Origin of the sequence: Micromonospora sp. NPDC049081 (assembly GCF_040648835.1) — a bacterium.
In the GTDB taxonomy this organism is placed as follows: domain Bacteria; phylum Actinomycetota; class Actinomycetes; order Mycobacteriales; family Micromonosporaceae; genus Micromonospora; species Micromonospora antibiotica.
The window spans coordinates 14,601-35,737 of record NZ_JBEZEK010000002.1 but is presented as its reverse complement, the minus strand read 5'-3'; the positions used below and the strand labels follow the sequence as shown (position 1 = coordinate 35,737).

The 21,137-nt window shown below is 69.1% G+C and carries 17 protein-coding genes; all 17 read right to left on the bottom strand.

Annotated features, from left to right (window positions below; translation table 11 throughout):
• Positions 1-8: 8 nt before the first annotated feature.
• The 17 genes from rplW to rplA all read right to left on the bottom strand — a co-directional run bounded on the left by rplW (position 9) and on the right by rplA (position 21,085).
• On the bottom strand, positions 9-311 hold the full coding sequence (gene rplW, locus AB0B63_RS03980) for a 50S ribosomal protein L23 (RefSeq protein WP_007465304.1): 303 nt from the start codon (positions 309-311) through the stop codon (positions 9-11).
• Positions 308-988, bottom strand: coding sequence for a 50S ribosomal protein L4 (gene rplD / locus AB0B63_RS03975; RefSeq protein ID WP_357014459.1), 681 nt, complete (start codon positions 986-988; stop codon positions 308-310). Before rplD ends, rplW begins: the two co-directional genes overlap by 4 nt.
• On the bottom strand, positions 985-1,650 hold the full coding sequence (gene rplC, locus AB0B63_RS03970; RefSeq protein ID WP_208568207.1) for a 50S ribosomal protein L3: 666 nt from the start codon (positions 1,648-1,650) through the stop codon (positions 985-987). Before rplC ends, rplD begins: the two co-directional genes overlap by 4 nt.
• Positions 1,651-1,661: 11 nt before the next feature.
• On the bottom strand, positions 1,662-1,970 hold the full coding sequence (gene rpsJ / locus AB0B63_RS03965) for a 30S ribosomal protein S10 (protein ID WP_007073037.1): 309 nt from the start codon (positions 1,968-1,970) through the stop codon (positions 1,662-1,664).
• Between the two features lie 353 nt (positions 1,971-2,323).
• The gene (tuf, locus tag AB0B63_RS03960) at positions 2,324-3,517 is read right to left on the bottom strand and encodes an elongation factor Tu (RefSeq protein WP_204924855.1); all 1,194 of its coding nucleotides are present in this window, start codon (positions 3,515-3,517) and stop codon (positions 2,324-2,326) included.
• A 217-nt stretch (positions 3,518-3,734) separates the two neighbouring features.
• Positions 3,735-5,831, bottom strand: a complete 2,097-nt coding sequence (gene fusA, locus AB0B63_RS03955) for an elongation factor G (RefSeq protein ID WP_208568208.1) — start codon at positions 5,829-5,831, stop codon at positions 3,735-3,737.
• Between the two features lie 75 nt (positions 5,832-5,906).
• A complete protein-coding gene (gene rpsG, locus AB0B63_RS03950) occupies positions 5,907-6,377 on the bottom strand; it encodes a 30S ribosomal protein S7 (RefSeq protein WP_091242043.1) in 471 nt (156 codons plus the stop codon).
• A gap of 1 nt (position 6,378) precedes the next feature.
• On the bottom strand, positions 6,379-6,753 hold the full coding sequence (gene rpsL, locus AB0B63_RS03945; RefSeq protein ID WP_007465318.1) for a 30S ribosomal protein S12: 375 nt from the start codon (positions 6,751-6,753) through the stop codon (positions 6,379-6,381).
• 470 nt (positions 6,754-7,223) lie between these two features.
• Positions 7,224-7,646 carry a hypothetical protein gene (locus AB0B63_RS03940; RefSeq protein WP_208568321.1) on the bottom strand — a complete coding sequence of 141 codons (423 nt, stop codon included), beginning with the start codon at positions 7,644-7,646 and terminating at the stop codon, positions 7,224-7,226.
• Positions 7,647-8,165: 519 nt separating this feature from the next.
• Complete coding sequence (locus AB0B63_RS03935; protein WP_208568209.1) at positions 8,166-8,534, bottom strand: hypothetical protein; 369 nt, start codon at positions 8,532-8,534, stop codon at positions 8,166-8,168.
• Between the two features lie 134 nt (positions 8,535-8,668).
• On the bottom strand, positions 8,669-12,559 hold the full coding sequence (locus tag AB0B63_RS03930; RefSeq protein ID WP_208568210.1) for a DNA-directed RNA polymerase subunit beta': 3,891 nt from the start codon (positions 12,557-12,559) through the stop codon (positions 8,669-8,671).
• A gap of 119 nt (positions 12,560-12,678) precedes the next feature.
• Positions 12,679-16,110, bottom strand: coding sequence for a DNA-directed RNA polymerase subunit beta (locus tag AB0B63_RS03925; RefSeq protein ID WP_208568211.1), 3,432 nt, complete (start codon positions 16,108-16,110; stop codon positions 12,679-12,681).
• A 587-nt stretch (positions 16,111-16,697) separates the two neighbouring features.
• Positions 16,698-17,087: a 50S ribosomal protein L7/L12 gene (rplL, locus tag AB0B63_RS03920; RefSeq protein WP_091276487.1), complete on the bottom strand. Its 390-nt coding sequence runs from the start codon at positions 17,085-17,087 to the stop codon at positions 16,698-16,700.
• A 54-nt stretch (positions 17,088-17,141) separates the two neighbouring features.
• Positions 17,142-17,690, bottom strand: coding sequence for a 50S ribosomal protein L10 (rplJ, locus tag AB0B63_RS03915; protein WP_088644793.1), 549 nt, complete (start codon positions 17,688-17,690; stop codon positions 17,142-17,144).
• A gap of 982 nt (positions 17,691-18,672) precedes the next feature.
• Positions 18,673-19,359, bottom strand: a complete 687-nt coding sequence (locus AB0B63_RS03910; RefSeq protein WP_357014453.1) for a hypothetical protein — start codon at positions 19,357-19,359, stop codon at positions 18,673-18,675.
• Positions 19,356-20,288, bottom strand: a complete 933-nt coding sequence (locus AB0B63_RS03905; protein ID WP_357014451.1) for an ABC transporter ATP-binding protein — start codon at positions 20,286-20,288, stop codon at positions 19,356-19,358. The genes AB0B63_RS03910 and AB0B63_RS03905 overlap by 4 nt, the downstream gene beginning before the upstream one ends.
• Before the next feature lie 80 nt (positions 20,289-20,368).
• Positions 20,369-21,085, bottom strand: coding sequence for a 50S ribosomal protein L1 (gene rplA / locus AB0B63_RS03900; protein ID WP_208568214.1), 717 nt, complete (start codon positions 21,083-21,085; stop codon positions 20,369-20,371).
• Positions 21,086-21,137 lie beyond the last annotated feature (52 nt).

The following is a 21,137-nucleotide window of genomic DNA, read 5'->3' as shown; positions in this document are numbered from 1 at the left end:
TACACCCCTCAGCTGACCGGGCCGCCGAAGGCCTCGATACGGTCACCGTCAGCCAGCTTCACGATCGCCCGCTTGGTCGCCTTGCGCTGACCGAAGCCGGTCTTGGTGCGCTTGCGCTTGCCCTGGCGGTTGAGCGTGTTGACCGTCAGGACGCGGACGTTGAAGATCTGCTGGATAGCGATCTTGATCTCGGTCTTGTTCGCGTCCGGGTGCACCAGGAAGGTGTACCAGTTTCGGTTCAGCTCGCTGTAGCTCTTCTCCGAGACGACCGGCGCGACGATGATGTCCCGCGGGTCGGCGATCGTGCTCACTTGCCACCCTCCTCGGTGGTCTCGGCGGCGGACTCGGCCGCAGGGCCGTCCTCCGCGGGCACGCCCAGGAACTCGTCCAGGGCGTCCTTGGTGAAGACCACGTCGTCGGCCACCAGCACGTCGTACGTGTTGAGCTGGCCGGACTCGATCAGGTGCACCCGCGGCTCGTTGCGCAGCGACACCCAGTTCAGCTCGTCGGTGCTGCTCAGCACGACCAGGACCCGACGGGCCTCGGTCAGCTTGGCCAGCGTCGCCAGGGCCGCCTTGGTCGACGGCTTCTCGCCCGAGACGAACGCCTCGACGACGTGCACCTGGCCGGCGCGGGCCCGGTCGGAGAGGGCGCCACGCAGGGCGGCGGCCTTCATCTTCTTCGGGGTCCGCTGGCTGTAGTCGCGCGGCGTCGGGCCGTGGACCACGCCACCGCCGGCGAACTGCGGCGCGCGGATCGAGCCCTGCCGGGCCCGACCGGTGCCCTTCTGCTTGTACGGCTTCTTGCCGCCACCGGCGACCTCGCCGCGGGTCTTGACCTTGTGGGTGCCCTGCCGGGCCGCCGCGAGCTGAGCCACCACGACCTGGTGCATCAGCGCGATGTTGGCCTGGACGTCGAAGATGTCGGCGGGCAGCTCGACGGAGCCGCTCGTGGTGCCTTCGGCGTTGCGGACGTCAACGGTGGTCACTTGGCCACACCGCCCTTCTTCACCTTCGTCTTGGCCGCGGTGCGGACCAGGACCAGCGCGCCCTTGGGGCCGGGGATGGCACCACGGACGAGCAGGAGGTTGTTCTCGGTGTCGACCGCCTGGACGGTCAGGTTCTGGACGGTGTAGCGCACGCCACCCATCCGGCCCGCCATCCGGGTGCCCTTGAAGACGCGACCCGGGGTCGCGCAGGCGCCGATGGAGCCCGGCGAGCGGTGCTTACGCTCGACACCGTGGCTGGCGCGCAGGCCGTGGAAGCCGTGCCGCTTCATCGGGCCGGCGTAGCCCTTGCCCTTGGTCTTGCCGGTGACGTCGATGGTCACGCCGACCGGGAACTCCTCGACCGTGACCTCCTGGCCCAGCGAGTAGTCCGCGGCGTTCGAGGTGCGCAGCTCGACGATGTGCCGGCGCGGCGCCACGTCCGCCTTGGCGTAGTGCCCGGCGAGCGGCTTCTTGGCCTTACGCGGGTCGATCGTGCCGTAGGCGAGCTGGACCGCGGAGTAACCGTCCTTCTCGGCGCTACGCACCTGGCTGACGACGCACGGGCCGGCCTGAACCACGGTCACGGGCACAACCTTGTTGTTGTCCCAGACCTGGGTCATACCGAGCTTGGCGCCCAGGATCCCCTTGACTTGCCTGTCCATTTGTCCGGTCCCTACAGCTTGATCTCGATGTCGACGCCAGCCGGCAGGTCGAGGCGCATGAGCGAGTCGACCGTCTTCGGGGTCGGGTCGATGATGTCGATCAGCCGCTTGTGCGTACGCATCTCGAAGTGCTCGCGCGAGTCCTTGTACTTGTGCGGCGAGCGGATGACGCAGAAACGGTTGATCTCCGTGGGCAGCGGCACCGGGCCCGCGACCTGCGCCCCGGTGCGCGTCACCGTCTCGACGATCTTCCGCGCCGAGGAGTCGACGACCTCGTGGTCATAGGCCTTGAGCCGGATGCGGATCTTCTGTCCCGCCATGGTGGCTTCTGTTCCTTCTCTCGATGCCGCTGTGTTGCGGGTGCCTGTACCGGCTGGCACAGGACCGCTTCGCCGACCCCCGCGGTCGGGCGTGTCGCGCCCTCGGACCAGGCTCCGCCCCGGGTCTCCGGAGCAGCTATCTGGTCACCCGGTGGGTCTGGACGCCGATCGCATCACAGCGATCTGGACGCCGTGCGAGGGTGGTTGACCGCCAGGGGCGATCAACCACCCTACGCGCGATTGTCAGTGTCCCGGAGGTCCAACTTACGCCGGACACGGGCGACTAACCGTCGTTACGCAACCTGACCAGTATGCCGCACGACCGGCGGCAACGCTAATCGGGGTTACCTAGTTCACTTGATGATCTTGGTGACGCGACCCGCGCCGACCGTACGACCACCCTCGCGGATCGCGAACTTGAGGTTGTCCTCCATCGCGATGGGCTGGATGAGCTTCACGGCCATCGTGGTGTTGTCGCCCGGCATGACCATCTCGGTGCCCTCGGGGAGGGTGACGACACCGGTGACGTCCGTGGTCCGGAAGTAGAACTGCGGACGGTAGTTCTGGAAGAACGGGGTGTGCCGGCCGCCCTCCTCCTTGGAGAGGATGTAGACCGTCGCCTCGAACTCCGTGTGCGGGGTGCTGGTGCCCGGCTTGACGACCACCATGCCGCGCTCGACGTCCTCGCGCTTGATGCCACGCAGCAGCAGACCGACGTTCTCGCCCGCGCGGGCCTCGTCGAGCAGCTTGCGGAACATCTCGATGCCGGTGCAGACCGTCTTCTGCGACTTCTCGCGGATGCCGACGATCTCCACCTCCTCGTTCGGCTTGAGGATGCCGCGCTCGGCGCGACCGGTGACGACCGTGCCACGACCGGTGATCGTGAAGACGTCCTCGATCGGCATCAGGAACGGCTTCTCGGTCTCACGCTCGGGCTGCGGGATCGCGGTGTCGACCGCGTTCATCAGCTCCAGCAGGCGACCGGTCCACTCGGGGTCACCCTCGAGGGCCTTCAGCGCCGAGACCCGGACGACCGGCAGGTCGTCACCCGGGTACTCCTGCGCCGACAGCAGCTCGCGGACCTCAAGCTCGACGAGCTCCAGGAGCTCCTCGTCGTCGACCATGTCGCTCTTGTTGAGCGCCACGACGATGTACGGCACACCGACCTGACGGGCCAGCAGCACGTGCTCGCGGGTCTGCGGCATCGGGCCGTCGGTCGCCGCGACCACCAGGATCGCGCCGTCCATCTGCGCGGCACCGGTGATCATGTTCTTGATGTAGTCGGCGTGCCCGGGGCAGTCGACGTGCGCGTAGTGCCGCGCCTCGGTCTGGTACTCGACGTGTGCGATCGAGATCGTGATACCGCGGGCCTTCTCCTCCGGCGCCTTGTCGATCTCGTCGAACGGCGTGTACGGGTTGAGGTCCGGGTACTGGTCGTGCAGGACCTTGGTGATGGCCGCCGTCAGCGTCGTCTTACCGTGGTCGATGTGACCAATGGTGCCGATGTTGACGTGCGGCTTAGTCCGCTCGAACTTAGCCTTCGCCACTGGTGTCCTCCTGTGGACTTCTTGGTTCGCGCCCCGGCGCGCCGGACGGCGCTTAGGACTCTGTCGACAGCCTTTCCGGCCTGCGGCCGGAGAGCTTGGTGGGTTCTGCGGCGATGAAGCCTACAGGCCCGGATTCATCCAACCCGACCGAGGTGGTCGCGGACGGGATTCCCGCCCGCGACCTGCCCCGACTCACCGGATCAGCAGCGGATGAGCGTCACTCACCCGTCGCCTTGGCGATGATCTCCTTCGCCACGCTCTGCGGAACCTCGGCGTAGGAGTCGAACTGCATGCTGTAGCTAGCCCGGCCCTGGGTCTTCGACCGCAGGTCGCCGACGTAGCCGAACATCTCCGACAACGGCACCAGGGCCCTCACGATGCGGGCGCCACTGCGCTCCTCCATCGCCTGGATGATGCCGCGGCGGGAGTTGAGGTCGCCGATGACGTCACCCATGTTCTCCTCGGGAGTGGTGACCTCAACGGCCATCATCGGCTCGAGCAATGCCGGGTCGGCCTTGCGGGCCGCGTCCTTCATCACCATCGAGCCGGCGATCTTGAATGCCATTTCCGACGAGTCGACCTCGTGGTACTGGCCGTCCAGCAGGGTCAGCTTGACGCCGACCAGCGGGAAGCCAGCGAGGATGCCGTACTGCATGGCGTCCTGCGCACCGGCGTCGACCGACGGGATGAACTCCCGCGGGATACGACCACCGCTGACCGCGTTGGCGAACTCGTAGGTCGGCGACTCGTTGTCCAGCGGCAGCGGCTCGATGCTCACGATGACGCGGGCGTACTGGCCGGAGCCACCGGTCTGCTTCTTGTGCGTGTACTCGACCTTCTCCACCTTGCGGCGGATGGTCTCGCGGTACGCCACCTGCGGCTTGCCGACGTTGGCCTCGACGTTGAACTCGCGGCGCATCCGGTCGACCAGGATGTCCAGGTGCAGCTCGCCCATGCCGGAGATGACCGTCTGGCCGGTCTCCTCGTCGAGCCGGACCCGGAAGGTCGGGTCCTCCTCGGCCAGCCGCTGGATCGCGGTGCCGAGCTTCTCCTGGTCGGACTTGGTCTTCGGCTCGATCGCCACCGAGATGACCGGCTCCGGGAAGGTCATCGACTCCAGGATCACCGGGTTCGCCGGGTCGGAGAGCGTGTCGCCGGTGGTGGTCTGCTTGAGACCCTGCACCGCGATGATGTCGCCGGCCTGCGCCGACGGACGCTCTTCCCGCTTGTTGGCGTGCATCTGGTAGATCTTGCCGATCCGCTCCTTGCGGTCCTTGGTGGAGTTGACCACCTGGGAGCCGGACTCGAGCAGGCCGGAGTAGACCCGGACGTAGGTGAGCTTGCCGAGGTGCTTGTCCGTCTGGATCTTGAAGGCCAGACCGGAGAACGGCTCGTTCTTCGACGGCTTACGCACCATCGGGGTCTCGCCGTCGGTGGCCGTACCCTCGATCGCCGGGACGTCCAGCGGCGACGGCAGGAAGTCGACCACGGCGTCGAGCATGGGCTGCACGCCCTTGTTCTTGAACGCCGAGCCGCACAGCACCGGGTTGGCCTTGCTGGCGATGGTGGCCCGCCGGATGGCGGCCTTGATCTCCTCGACGGAGATCTCCTCGCCCTCCAGGTACTTCTCCATCACCGCGTCGTCGACGTCGGCCAGGGTCTCCATCAGCTTCTCGCGCCACTCGGCCGCGGAGTCGGCCAGGTCGGCCGGGATCTCCTCGATCGCGTAGTCCTCACCCTTCTGGGTCTCCCCGCGCCAGGTGAGGGCGCGCATGCCGATCAGGTCGACGACACCGATGTGGTCGCCCTCGAGCCCGATCGGGATCTGGAGCACCAGCGGGGTGGCGTTGAGCCGGTCGATCATCATCTGCACGCAGCGGAAGAAGTCCGCGCCCGTACGGTCGAGCTTGTTGACGAAGCACATCCGCGGGACGTGGTACTTGTCGGCCTGCCGCCAGACGTTCTCCGTCTGCGGCTCCACGCCGGCCACGCCGTCGTAGACCGCGACCGCACCATCCAGCACCCGCAGCGACCGCTCGACCTCGACCGTGAAGTCGACGTGACCGGGCGTGTCGATGATCTGGATCGTGTGGCCCTTCCACTCACACTTGGTGGCAGCGGAGGTGATCGTGATGCCACGCTCCTGCTCCTGCTCCATCCAGTCCATGACGGCAGCGCCCTCGTGGACCTCACCGATCTTGTAGGTGATACCGGTGTAGAACAGGATCCGCTCGGTGGTCGTGGTCTTACCGGCATCGATGTGCGCCATGATGCCGATGTTGCGTACGTTGGCGAGCGCGTCTGCGGCGGCCACTTCAATCCCTACTTATCGTCGTCTCGACTCGACCGATGGCGGTTCCGGCGCCGGTCCGGCGCCGGAACCAGGCTGTTACCAGCGGTAGTGCGCGAAGGCCTTGTTGGACTCCGCCATCTTGTGGGTGTCCTCGCGCCGCTTGACGGCGGCACCCAGACCGTTGCTCGCGTCCAGCAGCTCGTTCATCAGCCGCTCGATCATGGTCTTTTCGCGGCGGGCCTTGGAGTAGGTCACCAGCCAGCGCAGACCGAGGGTGGTCGCGCGGGCCGGGCGGACCTCGACCGGCACCTGGTAGGTGGCGCCACCGACCCGGCGGCTGCGCACCTCCAGGGTCGGCTTGACGTTGTCCATCGCCCGCTTGAGGGTGACGACCGGGTCGGTGCCGCTCTTCTCGCGGCAGCCCTCCAGGGCCGCGTACACGATGCGCTCGGCGAGCTGACGCTTACCGCGCATCAGGATCTTGTTGACCAGCTGGGTGACCAGAGGCGAGTTGTACACCGGGTCAGCGACCAGCGGCTTCCGCGGAGCGGGTCCCTTACGCGGCATGTCAGCTCTTCTCCTTCTTCGCGCCGTAACGGCTGCGCGCCTGCTTGCGGTTGCGGACACCCTGGGTGTCCAGCGAACCGCGGACGATCTTGTAACGCACGCCGGGGAGGTCCTTCACCCGGCCGCCGCGGACGAGCACGATCGAGTGCTCCTGCAGGTTGTGACCCACGCCCGGGATGTAGGCGGTCACCTCGATCTGGCTGCTGAGCTTGACACGAGCGACCTTGCGGAGCGCCGAGTTCGGCTTCTTGGGGGTGGTGGTGTACACGCGGGTGCACACACCGCGCCGCTGAGGGGATCCCTTCAGCGCCGGGGTCTTGGTCTTGGTCGTCTTGGCCTGGCGGCCCTTTCGGACCAGCTGCTGAATGGTGGGCACCGGGTTTCTCCGCTCCCTTCGGCCGCTCACGCGACCGCGCCGTCTGCTCGTTAGCCGACCTGATGGCCGACTCTCCTACATTCCGACCGGGACCACCTCACGGAAGTCCCGGCACCCGCGGTCGGGCGTGTCGCCCGATTCACGGTTCCAGCGCGGTCGCTCGCGCGCGCACCGGATTTCTGTCACCGGCGCGTGGTCGTCCGCACGCCGGGTCCTGGGCTGTGTCGTACGGCCGCGTGATCTCCGGACCGATCCGGATCCCGCGCACGCACGAGTTGCCCGGGCATGCCCGGGCGCAAGGGGAAAGAGTACCTACCACAGCCTCGCAGGTCAAAACGGGCTGGTCCGCCGGGTCTCAGATCCCCGTCGGCCACGCCGTACGCCCTGGCTGCTCGCCCGTGGCGGGCCCCTAGGACCTCCAGTGTACCGGCTGCCGCGTGCCGCAGCCCGTCACCCCCGGGCGACGGGGGTCACGCCAGCTGCACCAGCAACGCCAGCCCCAACCCCAGCAGGCTGAGCACCAGCCCCACCCCGCCACAACTGATCCCGGCCGTGGCCAGGCCCCGACCGGTGAACCGCACCGCCGGCGGTGGCGCGGCCCGACGGATCTGCCGACGGGCCAGCAACCCGGCGACGATCGCCGCCGCGCCGGCCAGCGCGCCGGGCACGGTGAACGCGCCGGCCGCCCAGGCCCCGCCGAGCTGCGCCCCACCGACCCCGAAGCAGATCACCAGGAACGACACCAGGATCGACACCACCCCGGCGATCAGCGACCCCACCGCCGGGCCGGAGGTGACCGCCGGAACGTCGAGGTGGACCACCGCGAAGGGTGTGCCGGGGACCGGTTCGACCCGCTTAGGGGGGCGCGGGGCGTCCGGTGGTGGTGGGGGCAGCGGCCCGGGTCGGTGTCCCGAGGGCGCCGGCCAGCCCGCCCCGGCCGGCTGTCCCGGGTACGACCCGGGCGGCATCCCCGACGACCCCGCCCCGGGATACGACCCACCCGGCCCCGGGTAGGCCCCGCCCGGCGGTGGGTAAGGCAGCGGGCCCCGCAGTGATCCGTCAACTGCCGGAAACGGCCCGGCGGCGGAGGGGGCCGGCTGGGCCGGCGGAGGGGCGTACCCGATCGGAGCGGCCTCCGGCGGGATTCCGGTGCCGTGGACGGGCCCGGGGAGCGACGGTGCCCCCCAGGGGCCGGCGGCCCACGGATCGGGCCGGTCGGGTGCCCCGGAGTCGTTGCCGGGACCCGGGGAGCCGGCGGGCGGTCCGCCCGGGTCGCCTCCCGACGGCGGCGCCGGTTCCGTCACGGGGTCCTCCTGTCGCGATGTGGGGTCCACCGTCACGCGACGGACACCGGCCAGGCTACCGCCGCCGCGCACCGCGGGTGCCCCCTGCCGGATCATCACCCCGACGGGTCAGTCGACGTTCGGCGCGAAGTCCTGCCCGTAGGGGGACCCGGCCAACCGGACCACACCGATCACCACCAGTGTCACCACCGCGACCGCGACCAGCACCAGGCCCGCCCAGGCCAACCGCTCCCCCCGCCGCAGCCAGGCCGCGCCGGTGAGGAAACCACCCGAGGCGTACGCCTCCCGGCGGGCCTGCCGGGCCAACTGGAGGGCGATCGTGGCGGGCACCACCCCACCGACGAAGAGCCCGGTCAACGCCCCGATCAACCCGAGCGCGAAGACGGCCCGCGCCTTCGTGGCGCGCACCGGGTCGGGGTCGAGTGGATGACGTGGCGGCTGGTGCGCCACCGGCACCTGCCCCGCAGCGGTCGTCATGCCCACCATCATGCCCGGCCGACGGTCGTACCGGGCACTCCCCCGGCGGGCCCGGCCCCGATGGCGGGTCCCGCCGGGCCCCGGAAACGACGAAGGCCCCCGGCGTGCTGCCGGGGGCCTTCGTCAGAGCTTGCTCAGCGGTACGACCCGAAGTCGAAGTCGTCCAGCGGAACTGCCTGGCCGCTGGCCGGCCCGAAGCCGTAGTCGGTCTCCGGGTAGCCGGTCATCGAGTAGACCTTGGCCTTCGCCTCCTCGGTCGGCTCGACCCGGACGTTGCGGTACTTGCTGATGCCGGTACCGGCCGGGATGAGCTTACCGATGATCACGTTCTCCTTGAGGCCGACCAGCGAGTCGCTGCGCGAGTTGATCGCCGCGTCGGTCAGCACCCGGGTGGTCTCCTGGAAGGAGGCCGCCGAGAGCCAGGAGTCGGTGGCCAGCGAGGCCTTGGTGATACCCATCAGCACCGGACGACCGGCGGCGGGCTCGCCACCCTCGCCGACGAGCCGGCGGTTCTCCGACTCGAACAGCGCCCGGTCGACCAGCACGCCCGGCAGGAACTCGGTCGAGCCGGAGTCGATGACCGTCACCCGCTTGAGCATCTGGCGGATGATGATCTCGATGTGCTTGTCGTGGATGAGCACACCCTGCGAGCGGTAGACCTCCTGGACCTCCTGGGTCAGGTGGACCTGGACCGCCCGCGGACCCATGATCCGCAGCAGCTCGTGCGGGTCGATGGTGCCCTCGGTGAGCTTCTCGCCGACCGCGACGTGGTCCCCGTCGTGGGTCCGCAGCCGGACCCGCTTGGAGATCTTGTCGTAGACGATCTCCTCGCTGCCGTCGTCGGGCACCACGATGATCTTGCGGGACCGCTCGCCGTCCTCGATCCGGACCCGACCCGGGGTGTCGGCGATGGGCGCCTTGCCCTTCGGGATCCGGGCCTCGAAGATCTCCTGCACACGCGGCAGACCCTGGGTGATGTCCTCACCCGCGACGCCACCGGTGTGGAAGGTACGCATCGTCAGCTGGGTACCCGGCTCACCGATCGACTGGGCGGCGATGATGCCGACCGCCTCGCCGACGTCCACGGTCTTGCCGGTCGGCAGCGAGCGGCCGTAGCACGCACCGCAGACGCCCAGCTTCGACTCGCAGGTGAGCACGCTGCGCACCCGGACCGTCTCCACCCCGGCGGCGACGATCTTGTCGACCCCGATCGAGTTGATGTCCTGACCCCGGTGGGCCACCACGGTGCCGTCCGGCCCCTTGATGTCGTCGGCCAGGGTACGGGCGTGCACGCTGGTCTCGGCGTGCTCGTGCACGACCAGCCGGCCACCCTCCAGACGCTCGCCGATCTGCATCGGGATCGCCCGGTCGGTGCCGCAGTCCTCCTCGCGGATGATCACGTCCTGCGAGACGTCCACCAGACGACGGGTCAGGTAACCCGAGTCGGCGGTACGCAGCGCGGTGTCGGCCAGACCCTTACGGGCACCGTGGGTGGAGATGAAGTACTCCAGCACGGACAGACCCTCCCGGTAGCTGGCCTTGATCGGCCGCGGGATGATCTCGCCCTTCGGGTTGGCCACCAGACCACGGATCGCCGCGATCTGCCGGAGCTGGAGCAGGTTACCGCGGGCACCCGAGTTGATCATCTTCCACAGCGGGTTCTCCTGCGGCAGCGCGGTGTCCATCTCCTTGGCGACCTCGTTGGTCGCCTTGGTCCAGATCTCGATGAGTTCGCCGCGACGCTCCTCGGCGGTCATCAGACCACGCTGGTACTGCTTGTCGATCCGGTCGGCTTCCGCCTCGTACTTCGCCAGGATCTCCGCCTTGCGCGGCGGCGCGATGACGTCCTCCATGCCGATGGTGACGCCGGACCAGGTGGCCCAGTGGAAGCCGGCCTCCTTGAGCCCGTCCAGGGTGGCGGCCAGCGCCACCTTCGGGAAGCGCTCGGCGAGGTCGTTGACGATCGCGGAGAGCTGGCCCTTGCGGATCTCGTAGTTCACGAACCGGTAGCCCTGCGGCAGCGTCTCGTTGAACAGGACCCGACCCAGCGTGGTCTCCACGGTCAGCGGCTGACCCTCGACCCAGCCCTCGGGGGCGACCCAGGGCTCGCCGCCGTTGCCGTTGTCGACACCGATCACGTCCCGCAACCGGATCTTGACCGGGGTCTGCAGGTGCAGCTCACCCGCGTCGAAGGCCATCCGCGCCTCGGCGTCCGAGCTGAACGCCCGGCCCTCACCGATGCCACCCGGGGTCAGGTGGGTGAGGTGGTAGAGACCGATGACCATGTCCTGGGTGGGCATGGTGACCGGCTTGCCGTCGGCCGGCTTGAGGATGTTGTTCGACGACAGCATCAGGATCCGCGCCTCGGCCTGGGCCTCGGCCGACAGCGGCACGTGCACCGCCATCTGGTCACCGTCGAAGTCGGCGTTGAACGCGGTGCAGACCAGCGGGTGGATCTGGATCGCTTTGCCCTCGACCAGCTGCGGCTCGAACGCCTGGATACCCAGACGGTGCAGGGTCGGCGCGCGGTTGAGCAGCACCGGGTGCTCGCCGATGACCTCTTCCAGCACGTCCCACACGACCGGGCGCTGCCGCTCGACCATCCGCTTGGCGGACTTGATGTTCTGCGCGTGGTTGAGGTCGACCAGCCGCTTCATCACGAACGGCTTGAACAGCTCCAGCGCCATCTGCTTGGGCAGGCCGCACTGGTGCAGCTTCAGCTTGGGGCCGACCACGATGACCGAACGGCCGGAGTAGTCGACGCGCTTGCCGAGCAGGTTCTGCCGGAACCGGCCCTGCTTGCCCTTGAGCATGTCGGACAGCGACTTGAGCGGGCGGTTACCCGGACCGGTGACCGGCCGGCCCCGACGGCCGTTGTCGAACAACGCGTCGACGGCCTCCTGGAGCATCCGCTTCTCGTTGTTGACGATGATCTCGGGGGCGCCGAGGTCGATCAGCCGCTTGAGCCGGTTGTTCCGGTTGATCACACGGCGGTACAGGTCGTTGAGGTCGGAGGTCGCGAAGCGGCCACCGTCGAGCTGCACCATCGGGCGCAGGTCCGGCGGGATGACCGGGACGCAGTCCAGCACCATGCCCAGCGGCGAGTTGCGGGTGTTCAGGAACGCCGCGACGACCTTCAGCCGCTTGAGCGCGCGGATCTTGCGCTGGCCCTTGCCGGAGCGGATGGTCTCGCGCAGGCTCTCGGCCTCGGCGTCGAGGTCCATGTTCTGGACCAGCGCCTTGATGGCCTCGGCACCCATGCCGCCGGTGAAGTACTCGCCGAACCGGTCACGCAGCTCGCGGTAGAGCAGCTCGTCGGTGACCAACTGCTTCGAGTCGAGCTTGCGGAAGGTGTCCAGGACCTCGTCGAGGCGGTCGATCTCGCGCTGGGCCCGGTCGCGGATCTGGCGCATCTCGCGCTCTCCGCCCTCCTTGACCTTGCGCCGGACGTCCGCCTTGGCACCCTCGGCCTCCAGCTCGGCCAGGTCGGCCTCGAGCTTCGCGGCCCGCTTCTCGATCTCCGAGTCGCGGCTGTTCTCGGACTGCCGCTTCTCGGCGAGGATCTCGTTCTCGATCGTCGAGAGGTCGCGGTGACGCGCCTCGGCGTCCACGCTCGTCACGACGTACGAGGCGAAGTAGATGATCTTTTCGAGGTCCTTGGGGGCGAGGTCCAGCAGGTAGCCCAGCCGGCTCGGGACGCCCTTGAAGTACCAGATGTGGGTCACCGGAGCGGCCAGCTCGATGTGCCCCATCCGCTCACGGCGGACCTTGGACCGGGTCACCTCGACGCCACAGCGCTCACAGATGATGCCCTTGAACCGGACCCGCTTGTACTTACCGCAGTAGCACTCCCAGTCCCGCTGAGGGCCGAAGATCTTCTCGCAGAAGAGCCCGTCCTTCTCCGGCTTGAGGGTGCGGTAGTTGATCGTCTCAGGCTTCTTGACCTCACCGTGCGACCACTGGCGGATGTCATCCGCGGTCGCGAGGCCGATACGCAGCTCGTCGAAGAAGTTGACGTCGAGCACTATGTCCCCTATGTCGTCGTCTGTACAGCTAGATCACGGGCGGGGGTGGGGGCCGGCCGACTCACGTCGGACTCACGCCTGACCGCCCGAACGAATCGGCCGACCCCCACCGCCACCACCTACACCTCTTCGACCGAGCTCGGCTCGCGCCGGGACAGGTCGATGCCCAGCTCCTCCGCGGCCCGGAACACCTCGTCGTCGGTCTCGCGCATCTCCAGGGCCACCCCGTCGCTGCTGAGCACCTCGACGTTCAGGCACAGCGACTGGAGCTCCTTGAGCAACACCTTGAACGACTCCGGGATGCCCGGCTCGGGGATGTTCTCGCCCTTGACGATCGCCTCGTAGACCTTGACCCGGCCCAGGACGTCGTCGGACTTGATGGTCAGCAGTTCCTGCAGGGCGTAGGCGGCGCCGTACGCCTGCATGGCCCAGCACTCCATCTCACCGAAACGCTGGCCACCGAACTGCGCCTTACCACCCAGCGGCTGCTGCGTGATCATCGAGTACGGACCGGTCGAACGCGCGTGGATCTTGTCGTCGACCAGGTGGTTGAGCTTCAGGATGTAGATGTAACCGACCGCGATCGGGTCGGGCAGCGGCTCGCCGGAACGACCGTCGAACAGCTGCGCCTTGCCGGAGGAACCGATCAGCTGCTTGCCGTCCCGGTTGGGCAGGGTCGACGAGAGCAGACCGGAGATCTCCTCCTCGCGGGCACCGTCGAAGACCGGCGTGGCCACGTTGGTGTCCGGCTCGGACTCGTGCGCCTCGATCGACCGGAGCTGACGCTTCCAGTCGGTGTCGTCGCCGTCCACGCTCCAGCCCGTCTTGGCCACCCACCCGAGGTGGGTCTCCAGGACCTGGCCGATGTTCATCCGGGACGGCACACCCAGCGGGTTCAGCACGATGTCGACCGGGGTGCCGTCCTCCAGGAACGGCATGTCCTCGATCGGCAGGATCTTCGAGATGACACCCTTGTTGCCGTGCCGGCCGGCGAGCTTGTCGCCGTCCTGGATCTTGCGCTTCTGGGCGACGTACACCCGGACCAGCTCGTTGACGCCCGGCGGCAACTCGTCGCCGTCCTCGCGGGAGAAGGTCCGCACCCCGATGACCGTGCCGGTCTCGCCGTGCGGCACCTTCAGCGAGGTGTCCCGGACCTCACGCGCCTTCTCACCGAAGATCGCGCGGAGCAGCCGCTCCTCCGGGGTCAACTCGGTCTCGCCCTTCGGCGTGACCTTGCCGACCAGGATGTCGCCGGGGACGACCTCCGCGCCGATCCGGATGATGCCGCGCTCGTCGAGGTCGGCGAGCATCTCCTCGCTGACGTTCGGGATGTCCCGGGTGATCTCCTCCGGGCCGAGCTTGGTGTCCCGGGCGTCGACCTCGTGCTCCTCGATGTGGATCGAGGTGAGCACGTCCTGCTGCACGAGGCGCTGCGACAGGATGATCGCGTCCTCGTAGTTGTGGCCCTCCCAGCACATGAACGCCACCAGCAGGTTGCGTCCGAGCGCCATCTCGCCCTCGTCGGTGCACGGACCGTCGGCGATGACCTGGCCGGCCTCGACGCGGTCGCCCTCGAAGACGACCGGCTTCTGGTTGACGCAGGAGCCGGCGTTGGAGCGGCGGAACTTGTGCAGCAGGTACGTCCGGCGGTGGCCGTCGTCCTGGTGGATGGTGATGTAGTCGGCGCAGAGATCCTCGATCATGCCACCGACCTCGGCCACCACCACGTCACCGGCGTCGACCGCGGCACGGTATTCCATGCCGGTGCCCACCAGCGGCGACTCCGCCTTGACCAGCGGCACCGCCTGACGCTGCATGTTGGCGCCCATCAGCGCGCGGTTGGCGTCGTCGTGCTCCAGGAACGGGATCATCGCGGTCGCGACCGAGGTCATCTGCCGCGGCGACACGTCCATGTAGTCGACGGCACCGGGGACCACGTCCTCGGTCTCGCCACCCTTACGGCGACACAGCACCCGGTCCTCGGCGAACGTGCCGTCCGCCTTGAGCGGCGCGTTGGCCTGCGCCTTGACGAACCGGTCCTCCTCGTCCGCGGTCAGGTAGTCGATCTGGTCGGTGACCCGACCCTCGACGACCTTCCGGTACGGCGTCTCGATGAAGCCGAACGGGTTGACCCGGGCGAAGGTGGACAGCGCGCCGATCAGGCCGATGTTCGGGCCTTCCGGCGTCTCGATCGGGCACATCCGGCCGTAGTGGGACGGGTGCACGTCACGGACCTCGAAGCCGGCCCGCTCCCGGGACAGACCACCCGGGCCGAGCGCGCTCAGCCGCCGCCGGTGGGTCAGGCCCGCCAGCGGGTTGGTCTGGTCCATGAACTGGGACAGCTGCGACGTACCGAAGAACTCCTTGATCGCCGCCACCACCGGGCGGATGTTGATCAGGGTCTGCGGCGTGATCGCCTCGACGTCCTGGGTGGTCATCCGCTCGCGGACGACCCGCTCCATCCGGGAGAGACCGACCCGGACCTGGTTCTGGATCAGCTCGCCCACGGTACGCAGGCGACGGTTGCCGAAGTGGTCGATGTCGTCGGCCTCGTAGCCGTCCTCACCGGCGTGCAGCCGGCAGAGGTACTCCACGGTGGCGACGACGTCGTCCTCGGTGAGCGTGCCCGTGGTGATCGGCACGCTCAGCTCGAGCTTCTTGTTGAACTTGTAGCGCCCGACCTTGGCGACGTCGTACCGCTTCGGGTTGAAGAAGAGGTTGTCGAGCAGGGTCTGGGCGTTCTCGCGGGTCGGCGGCTCGCCAGGGCGGAGCTTGCGGTAGATGTCGAGCAGGGCCTCGTCCTGGCCGGCGATGTGGTCCTTCTCGAGCGTGGTCATCATCAGCTCGGACCAGCCGAACTTCTCGCGGATCTGCTCGGCGGACCAACCGATGGCCTTGAGCAGGACCGTGACGGCCTGCCGGCGCTTACGGTCGATGCGGACGCCGACCGTGTCGCGCTTGTCGATGTCGAACTCCAGCCAGGCACCCCGGCTGGGGATGACCTTGACGCTGGAGAGGTCGCGGTCGGAGGTCTTGTCCGGCTCCTTGGAGAAGTACACGCCCGGAGACCGGACGAGCTGGCTGACCACGACGCGCTCGGTGCCGTTGATGATGAAGGTGCCCTTGGGCGTCATCATCGGGAAGTCACCCATGAACACCGTCTGGCTCTTGATCTCGCCGGTGGTGTTGTTGGTGAACTCCGCCGTCACGAACAGCGGGGCGCAGTAGGTCAGGTCCTTCTCCTTGCACTCCTCGATCGAGGCCTTGACCTCGTCGAAGCGCGGTGCCGAGAAGGACAGCGACATGGTGCCGGAGAAGTCCTCAATGGGACTGATCTCGTCGAGGATTTCCGCGAGACCCGAGCGTGCGTGCGGGTCGTCCGCCGACCGGCCCTGCCAAGCCTCGTTGCCGACGAGCCAGTCGAAGGACTCGTTCTGGATGGCAAGGAGGTTGGGGACCTCGAGGTGTTCGGTGATCCTGCCGAAAGAAACTCGGCGGGGAGCGAAAGCGCTCGACGTACGACTGGTCTTCGCAGGGCGGGAAGCTGCCAAGATGCGTCCTTCCGAGGACCGGTGCTGCAGAACGGCTGGTACGCGTGCACTCCAATGACCCCACCAGAAATATCCGTAACCGGACATTTCCGAGCAGGGGTCAAGTCGGAAGGCAGCGCAAACTAGCAGTGTAGCCGAGAGGCTAACCGCTGTCCAGCCCATCCCGCAGGTCGTCGCGGAACGTGCCTCGGCACCCCGGAAAACCGGGGTCGCACCGGCCGCTCGGAACGCGAGTTCCTGTCGGGCCGCTCGGATGCAGCGGCTGCTGGTACTGCCGCAGCCAATACCCAAGAGATGGCCGTCGCAAGCGCGGAAGGTCTTGCTGGTGTCAGCGTGCCTGGCAGGTCGGGGCCACGTCAAGAGCCTGCTTCCGGCTGCTCGGCGGGTTTCCCACGGACGGGCTACCCGCCAGCGCCGCCACCGCATCACGCACCGGGTGCGAACACCCTGCTCACGCCACTGATACCCGGAGTCACCAAGCATGACGGGCGGTGATCCGTTGTCGGATCACCGCCCGTTCAGTTTGCGGTGTGCCACGGCTCACGTGAGCCGGCCCCCGCCGAGGTCGACCCGAGGCCGACCTCAGGTCACTTGAGGGTGACCTTGGCGCCTTCGCCCTCGAGCTTGGCCTTGGCCTTCTCGGCGGTCTCCTTGTTGACCTTCTCCAGGATCGCCTTCGGGGCGGCCTCAACCGCGTCCTTGGCCTCCTTGAGGCCCAGGCCGGTCAGCTCACGCACGACCTTGATGACCTGGATCTTCTTGCCACCGTCGGCCTCGAGGACGACGTCGAACTCGTCCTTCTCCTCCTCGACCGGAGCGGCGGCGGCGCCACCGGCACCACCGGCAGCGGCAACCGCGACCGGGGCGGCGGCGGTGACCTCGAAGGTCTCCTCGAACTGCTTCACGAACTCAGAGAGCTCGATCAGCGTCATCTCCTTGAACGCGTCGAGCAGCTCGTCGGTGCTGAGCTTCGCCATGTCTGGCGTCCTTTCTCGCAATGAAAATTAAGAACGTGGTGCGCCGGGAGGGCCTCAGGCCGCCTCGGCGCCCTCCTGCTCGCGCTTCTTGTCCGCCAGGGCGGCCGCCGCACGGGCGGCCTTGGAGAGCGGTGCCTGGAACAGGGCCGCGGCCTTGCTCAGGTTGCCCTTCATCGCGCCGGCCAGCTTGGCCAGCAGCACCTCACGGGACTCCAGGTCGGCGAGCTTCGTGACCTCGGCCGCGGAAATGGCCTTGCCCTCGAAGACACCGCCCTTGATGACGAGCTTCGGGTTGGCCTTCGCGAAGTCGCGAAGACCCTTCGCCGCCTCGACGACGTCGCCCGAAACGAAAGTCAGCGCGGTAGGACCGGTGAACAGCTCGTCGAGGCCGGAGATGCCCGCCTCGGTCGCGGCACGCTTTGCCAGCGTGTTCTTCGCGACCGTGTAGGTGGTCTCCTTGCCGAGCGAGCGCCGCAGCTGGGTGAGCTGGGAAACCGTCAGACCACGGTACTCGGTGAGCACCGCAGCGCCCGAGGTACGGAAGCTCTCGGTCAGCTCAGCGACGGCCGTGGCCTTGTCGGCCCGGATCGGCTTGTCCGCCATGTCCCTCCTCTCTCGTTACTCGGAGCTGGTCGCCGTCGGGGAGCACAAGGCCCTGCGACGGCGCCGAAGGCGTCACGACAACGAAAAAGCCCCGGCGCAGGGCGCGCGGGGCGAGGACCGGACCGATCACCATGGTCGGCAGACCACGGTGAGGAACCGTATTACGCTTACCGCCCTGCGCGGGTCGCCCGTCGTCGCGGAGCCTTCGACCGTGCCAAAGCACGGTGACCAGCGGTCTCTGGGTGGAACTACCGGCCCAGGTTACGCGACACGTCCACCCATCGCCAAATCGCCCCCACCCGCCCTCTCGCCCCACCCTCTCGCCCCAGCCCGGCCCTCAGCCCCAGCCCGGCCGGCCCGGCACCCACCCCAGCGCCAGCGCCAGCGCCAGCGCCAGCGCCAGCGCCAGCGCCAAGATCGTGCAGCTTCCTGGTTGTAGTGGTCTCGCGCGGCGCTGAGGCCACTACAACCAGGATCGAGCACGATCTTGGCGGCCCACGACTGTTGCCGGAGGTCGGGAACAGTGCGAGGTCGAGCAGCAACGGCCCGACCAGACCGAGCCGGATCAGGAGAAGGCCGGGCCGAGCCAACCACGTCAGGCCACGTCGAGCCGGATCGGGACAGGGCCGCGCCGACCCCAGCCACGTCAGGTCGCGTCGGCCAGGTGAAGCCATGCCACGCCGGACCCGATCGGGCCCCGCCCCGCCCCATCAGGTCGCATCGGACCAGGCGGAGCCATGACACAGCCCGGCCAGATCGGACCAGATCCGGCCCCGCCACGTCAGGCCGCGTCGGACCAGGCGGAGCCATGACACGCCGGGCCGGATCGGACCAGATCCGGCCCCGCCACGTCAGGCCGCGACAGACCAAGTGAAGCCATGCCACGCCGGCCCGGATCGGACCAGATCGGGCCCCGCCACATCAGGTCGCGACGGGTGGGTGGTCGGCGGACGGTCAGGGGACCGCTGCCTCCAGGTCCGGGTCAGGGGCGGGTCCGCCGCCACCAGGCGTAGCCGGTCAGCGCCACCCCGGCCCAGGCGAGCGCCCAGCCGGAGAGCAGCAGGGCGGTGCCGGCCGGCAGGGAACCGGCGAGCGCCCGGGCGATGGTCAGCACCGGCGGCACCAGCCAGGGCGCCACCGAGCCGCGCAGGCCCAGTGCCAGGGTGCCGACCGCACCCACCGCGAGCACCGCGACGCCGTAGCCGGCGGTGCGGGTCAGCGCCCGGCTCGCCAGCGCGCCCAGGGCCACCGCCGGCAGCAGGGCGAGCAGGTGGGCCCAGAGCCCGAGCGCCAGCGCCGCCACCACCGGCAGGTCACCCGGGCCCGGCGTGGTCACCCCGCCGACCAGCCACGGGAATCCCAACGCCACCAGCACCGTGCCCACCCCGGCGACCAGGGCCGCGAGCAGCCCGGCGATCCACTCACGGGCCGGCCCCACCGACACCATGGCCAGCCGGCGCTGCACGTCCGGTTCGACGTCCAGCAGGATCTTGGCCTGCCAGGCCAGCACCGGAAAGAGCACGACGGCGCTGACGCCGTACGCCTCCGCCGGCCGGGCCCGGCCGCCGCCGTAGAGGATGCCGAGGGCGAGTAGGCCGGCCAGCACCGGTGCCAGCGCCCGTCCGGTACGCAGGAAGCCGGCCAGCCGCATCCGGACCAGCGCGCTCACCGGGCCACCTCCCCGGGCCGGCCACTGCGCGCCGGGTCGACTGTCGACCCGGAGTCAGGAGGCGGGACGCCCACCGACGGCTCCGCCGCCCCCGCAGGCCCACCGGTGGCCGGGGCCCCGGGCCGCCCCGGAGACGGGTCAGCCACCGACGAGGACGGGACGGGTGTGGGCGGCACGAGCACCGGCGTGGGCGGGGTGGCGGATTCGCGTACCCGCAGGATGTGGTGGCCGTCGGCGCGCAACCGGGCGACGGTGCCGGCCACCCGCGCGGCCGGCACCGCGACCTCGACCACGGCGACGGCCGCATCGCCGGTGGCCGCCTCCTCGGTGACCAGTCCGTCGGCCACCGTCCAGTGCCGGGCGCCGGGGAGCCGGACCGTCTCGCCGCGGTGGTCACTGACCAGGACCGCTCCCCCGTCGGCCAGCACCTCGTCGATCAGCTCGGGGACCAGGCCCCGGGCGGCCGAGTCCAGCCCCTCCCAGGGCTCGTCGAGCACCAGCAGGCCCGGGGTGCGCAGCATCGCCTGAGCCAGGCCCACCTTCTGCGCGGTGCCCTTGGACAGGTCGGGCAGGCGGACCTCGCGGAACGGGGTCAGCCCCAACCGGTCGGTCCACCGGTCGACGGCCCGGTCGGTGTCGGCCCGGCCGAGGCCGGCGACCCGGCCCATGGCGGTCAGATAGCGGGTCACCGTGCAGGGCTGGTCGGCGGGGAACCGCTCGGGCACCCAGCCGACGTGCCGGGGCCGGTCGACCACCCGGCCCCGGGCCGGCCGCAGCACCCCCGCGCAGAGTTGCAGCAGGGTCGACTTGCCGGCCCCGTTGCGGCCGAGCACCACCGCCACCTCGCCCGGGTCGAGCCGGGCCGTGACGCCGCGCAGCACCCACGGGCCGCTCCGGCCGTATCGAAGCCGGACGTCCTCCAGTCGCATGGGAGGAGCCTGCCACAGTGCGACATGCGGAAGGGCCCCGCCACTGTCCGTGGCGGGGCCCTTCGCGGGAGAAGCCGGGCTCAGCCCTCGGCGCCGGTCTCCTGGAGGTTCTTCACCACGTTCGGGTCGACCGGGACACCCGGACCCATGGTGGTGGCCAGGGTGACCTTCTTGAGGTACTTGCCCTTGGCCGCGGACGGCTTGGCGCGCAGGACCTCGTCGAGCACCGCCGCGTAGTTGTCGATCAGCTGGGTCTCGGAGAACGAGGCCTTGCCGATGATCAGGTGGAGGTTGGAGTGCTTGTCCACCCGGAAGGTGATCTTGCCGCCCTTGATGTCCGAGACGGCCTTGGTGACGTCCATGGTCACCGTGCCGGTCTTCGGGTTCGGCATCAGGCCGCGCGGGCCCAGGATCCGCGCGATCCGGCCGATCTTGGCCATCTGGTCCGGAGTGGCGATCGCCGCGTCGAAGTCCAGCCAACCGCCCTGGATCCGGGCGACCAGCTCGTCCGTGCCCACCTCGTCGGCACCGGCGGCGACGGCCTCCTCGGCCTTCGCGCCGGCGGCGAAGACGATCACGCGGGCGGTCTTACCGGTGCCGTGCGGCAGGTTGACCACGCCGCGGACCATCTGGTCCGCCTTGCGGGGGTCGACGCCGAGGCGCATGGCGACCTCGACCGTGGCGTCGAACTTGGCGCTGGTGGTGTCCTTGGCGAGCTTGACCGCCTCGGCCGGGGTGTAGAGCTTCGACTTGTCGACCGCCTCGGCGGCCTTGCGGTACGTCTTGCTGCGCTGCATCTCGGGTTACTCCTGTGGTCTCTGGCGGGCCGCGGGTGACGCGCGCCCTCCC

Coding starts and splice junctions, on each gene's coding strand:
- rplC (WP_208568207.1), bottom strand. CDS start 1,650: ATGGACAGGCAAGTCAAGGGGATCCTGGGCGCCAAGCTCGGTATGACC.
- rpsJ (WP_007073037.1), bottom strand. CDS start 1,970: ATGGCGGGACAGAAGATCCGCATCCGGCTCAAGGCCTATGACCACGAG.
- rpsG (WP_091242043.1), bottom strand. CDS start 6,377: ATGCCGCGTAAGGGACCCGCTCCGCGGAAGCCGCTGGTCGCTGACCCG.
- AB0B63_RS03935 (WP_208568209.1), bottom strand. CDS start 8,534: ATGACGACCGCTGCGGGGCAGGTGCCGGTGGCGCACCAGCCGCCACGT.
- rplL (WP_091276487.1), bottom strand. CDS start 17,087: ATGGCGAAGCTCAGCACCGACGAGCTGCTCGACGCGTTCAAGGAGATG.
- rplJ (WP_088644793.1), bottom strand. CDS start 17,690: ATGGCGGACAAGCCGATCCGGGCCGACAAGGCCACGGCCGTCGCTGAG.
- AB0B63_RS03905 (WP_357014451.1), bottom strand. CDS start 20,288: ATGCGACTGGAGGACGTCCGGCTTCGATACGGCCGGAGCGGCCCGTGG.
- rplA (WP_208568214.1), bottom strand. CDS start 21,085: ATGCAGCGCAGCAAGACGTACCGCAAGGCCGCCGAGGCGGTCGACAAG.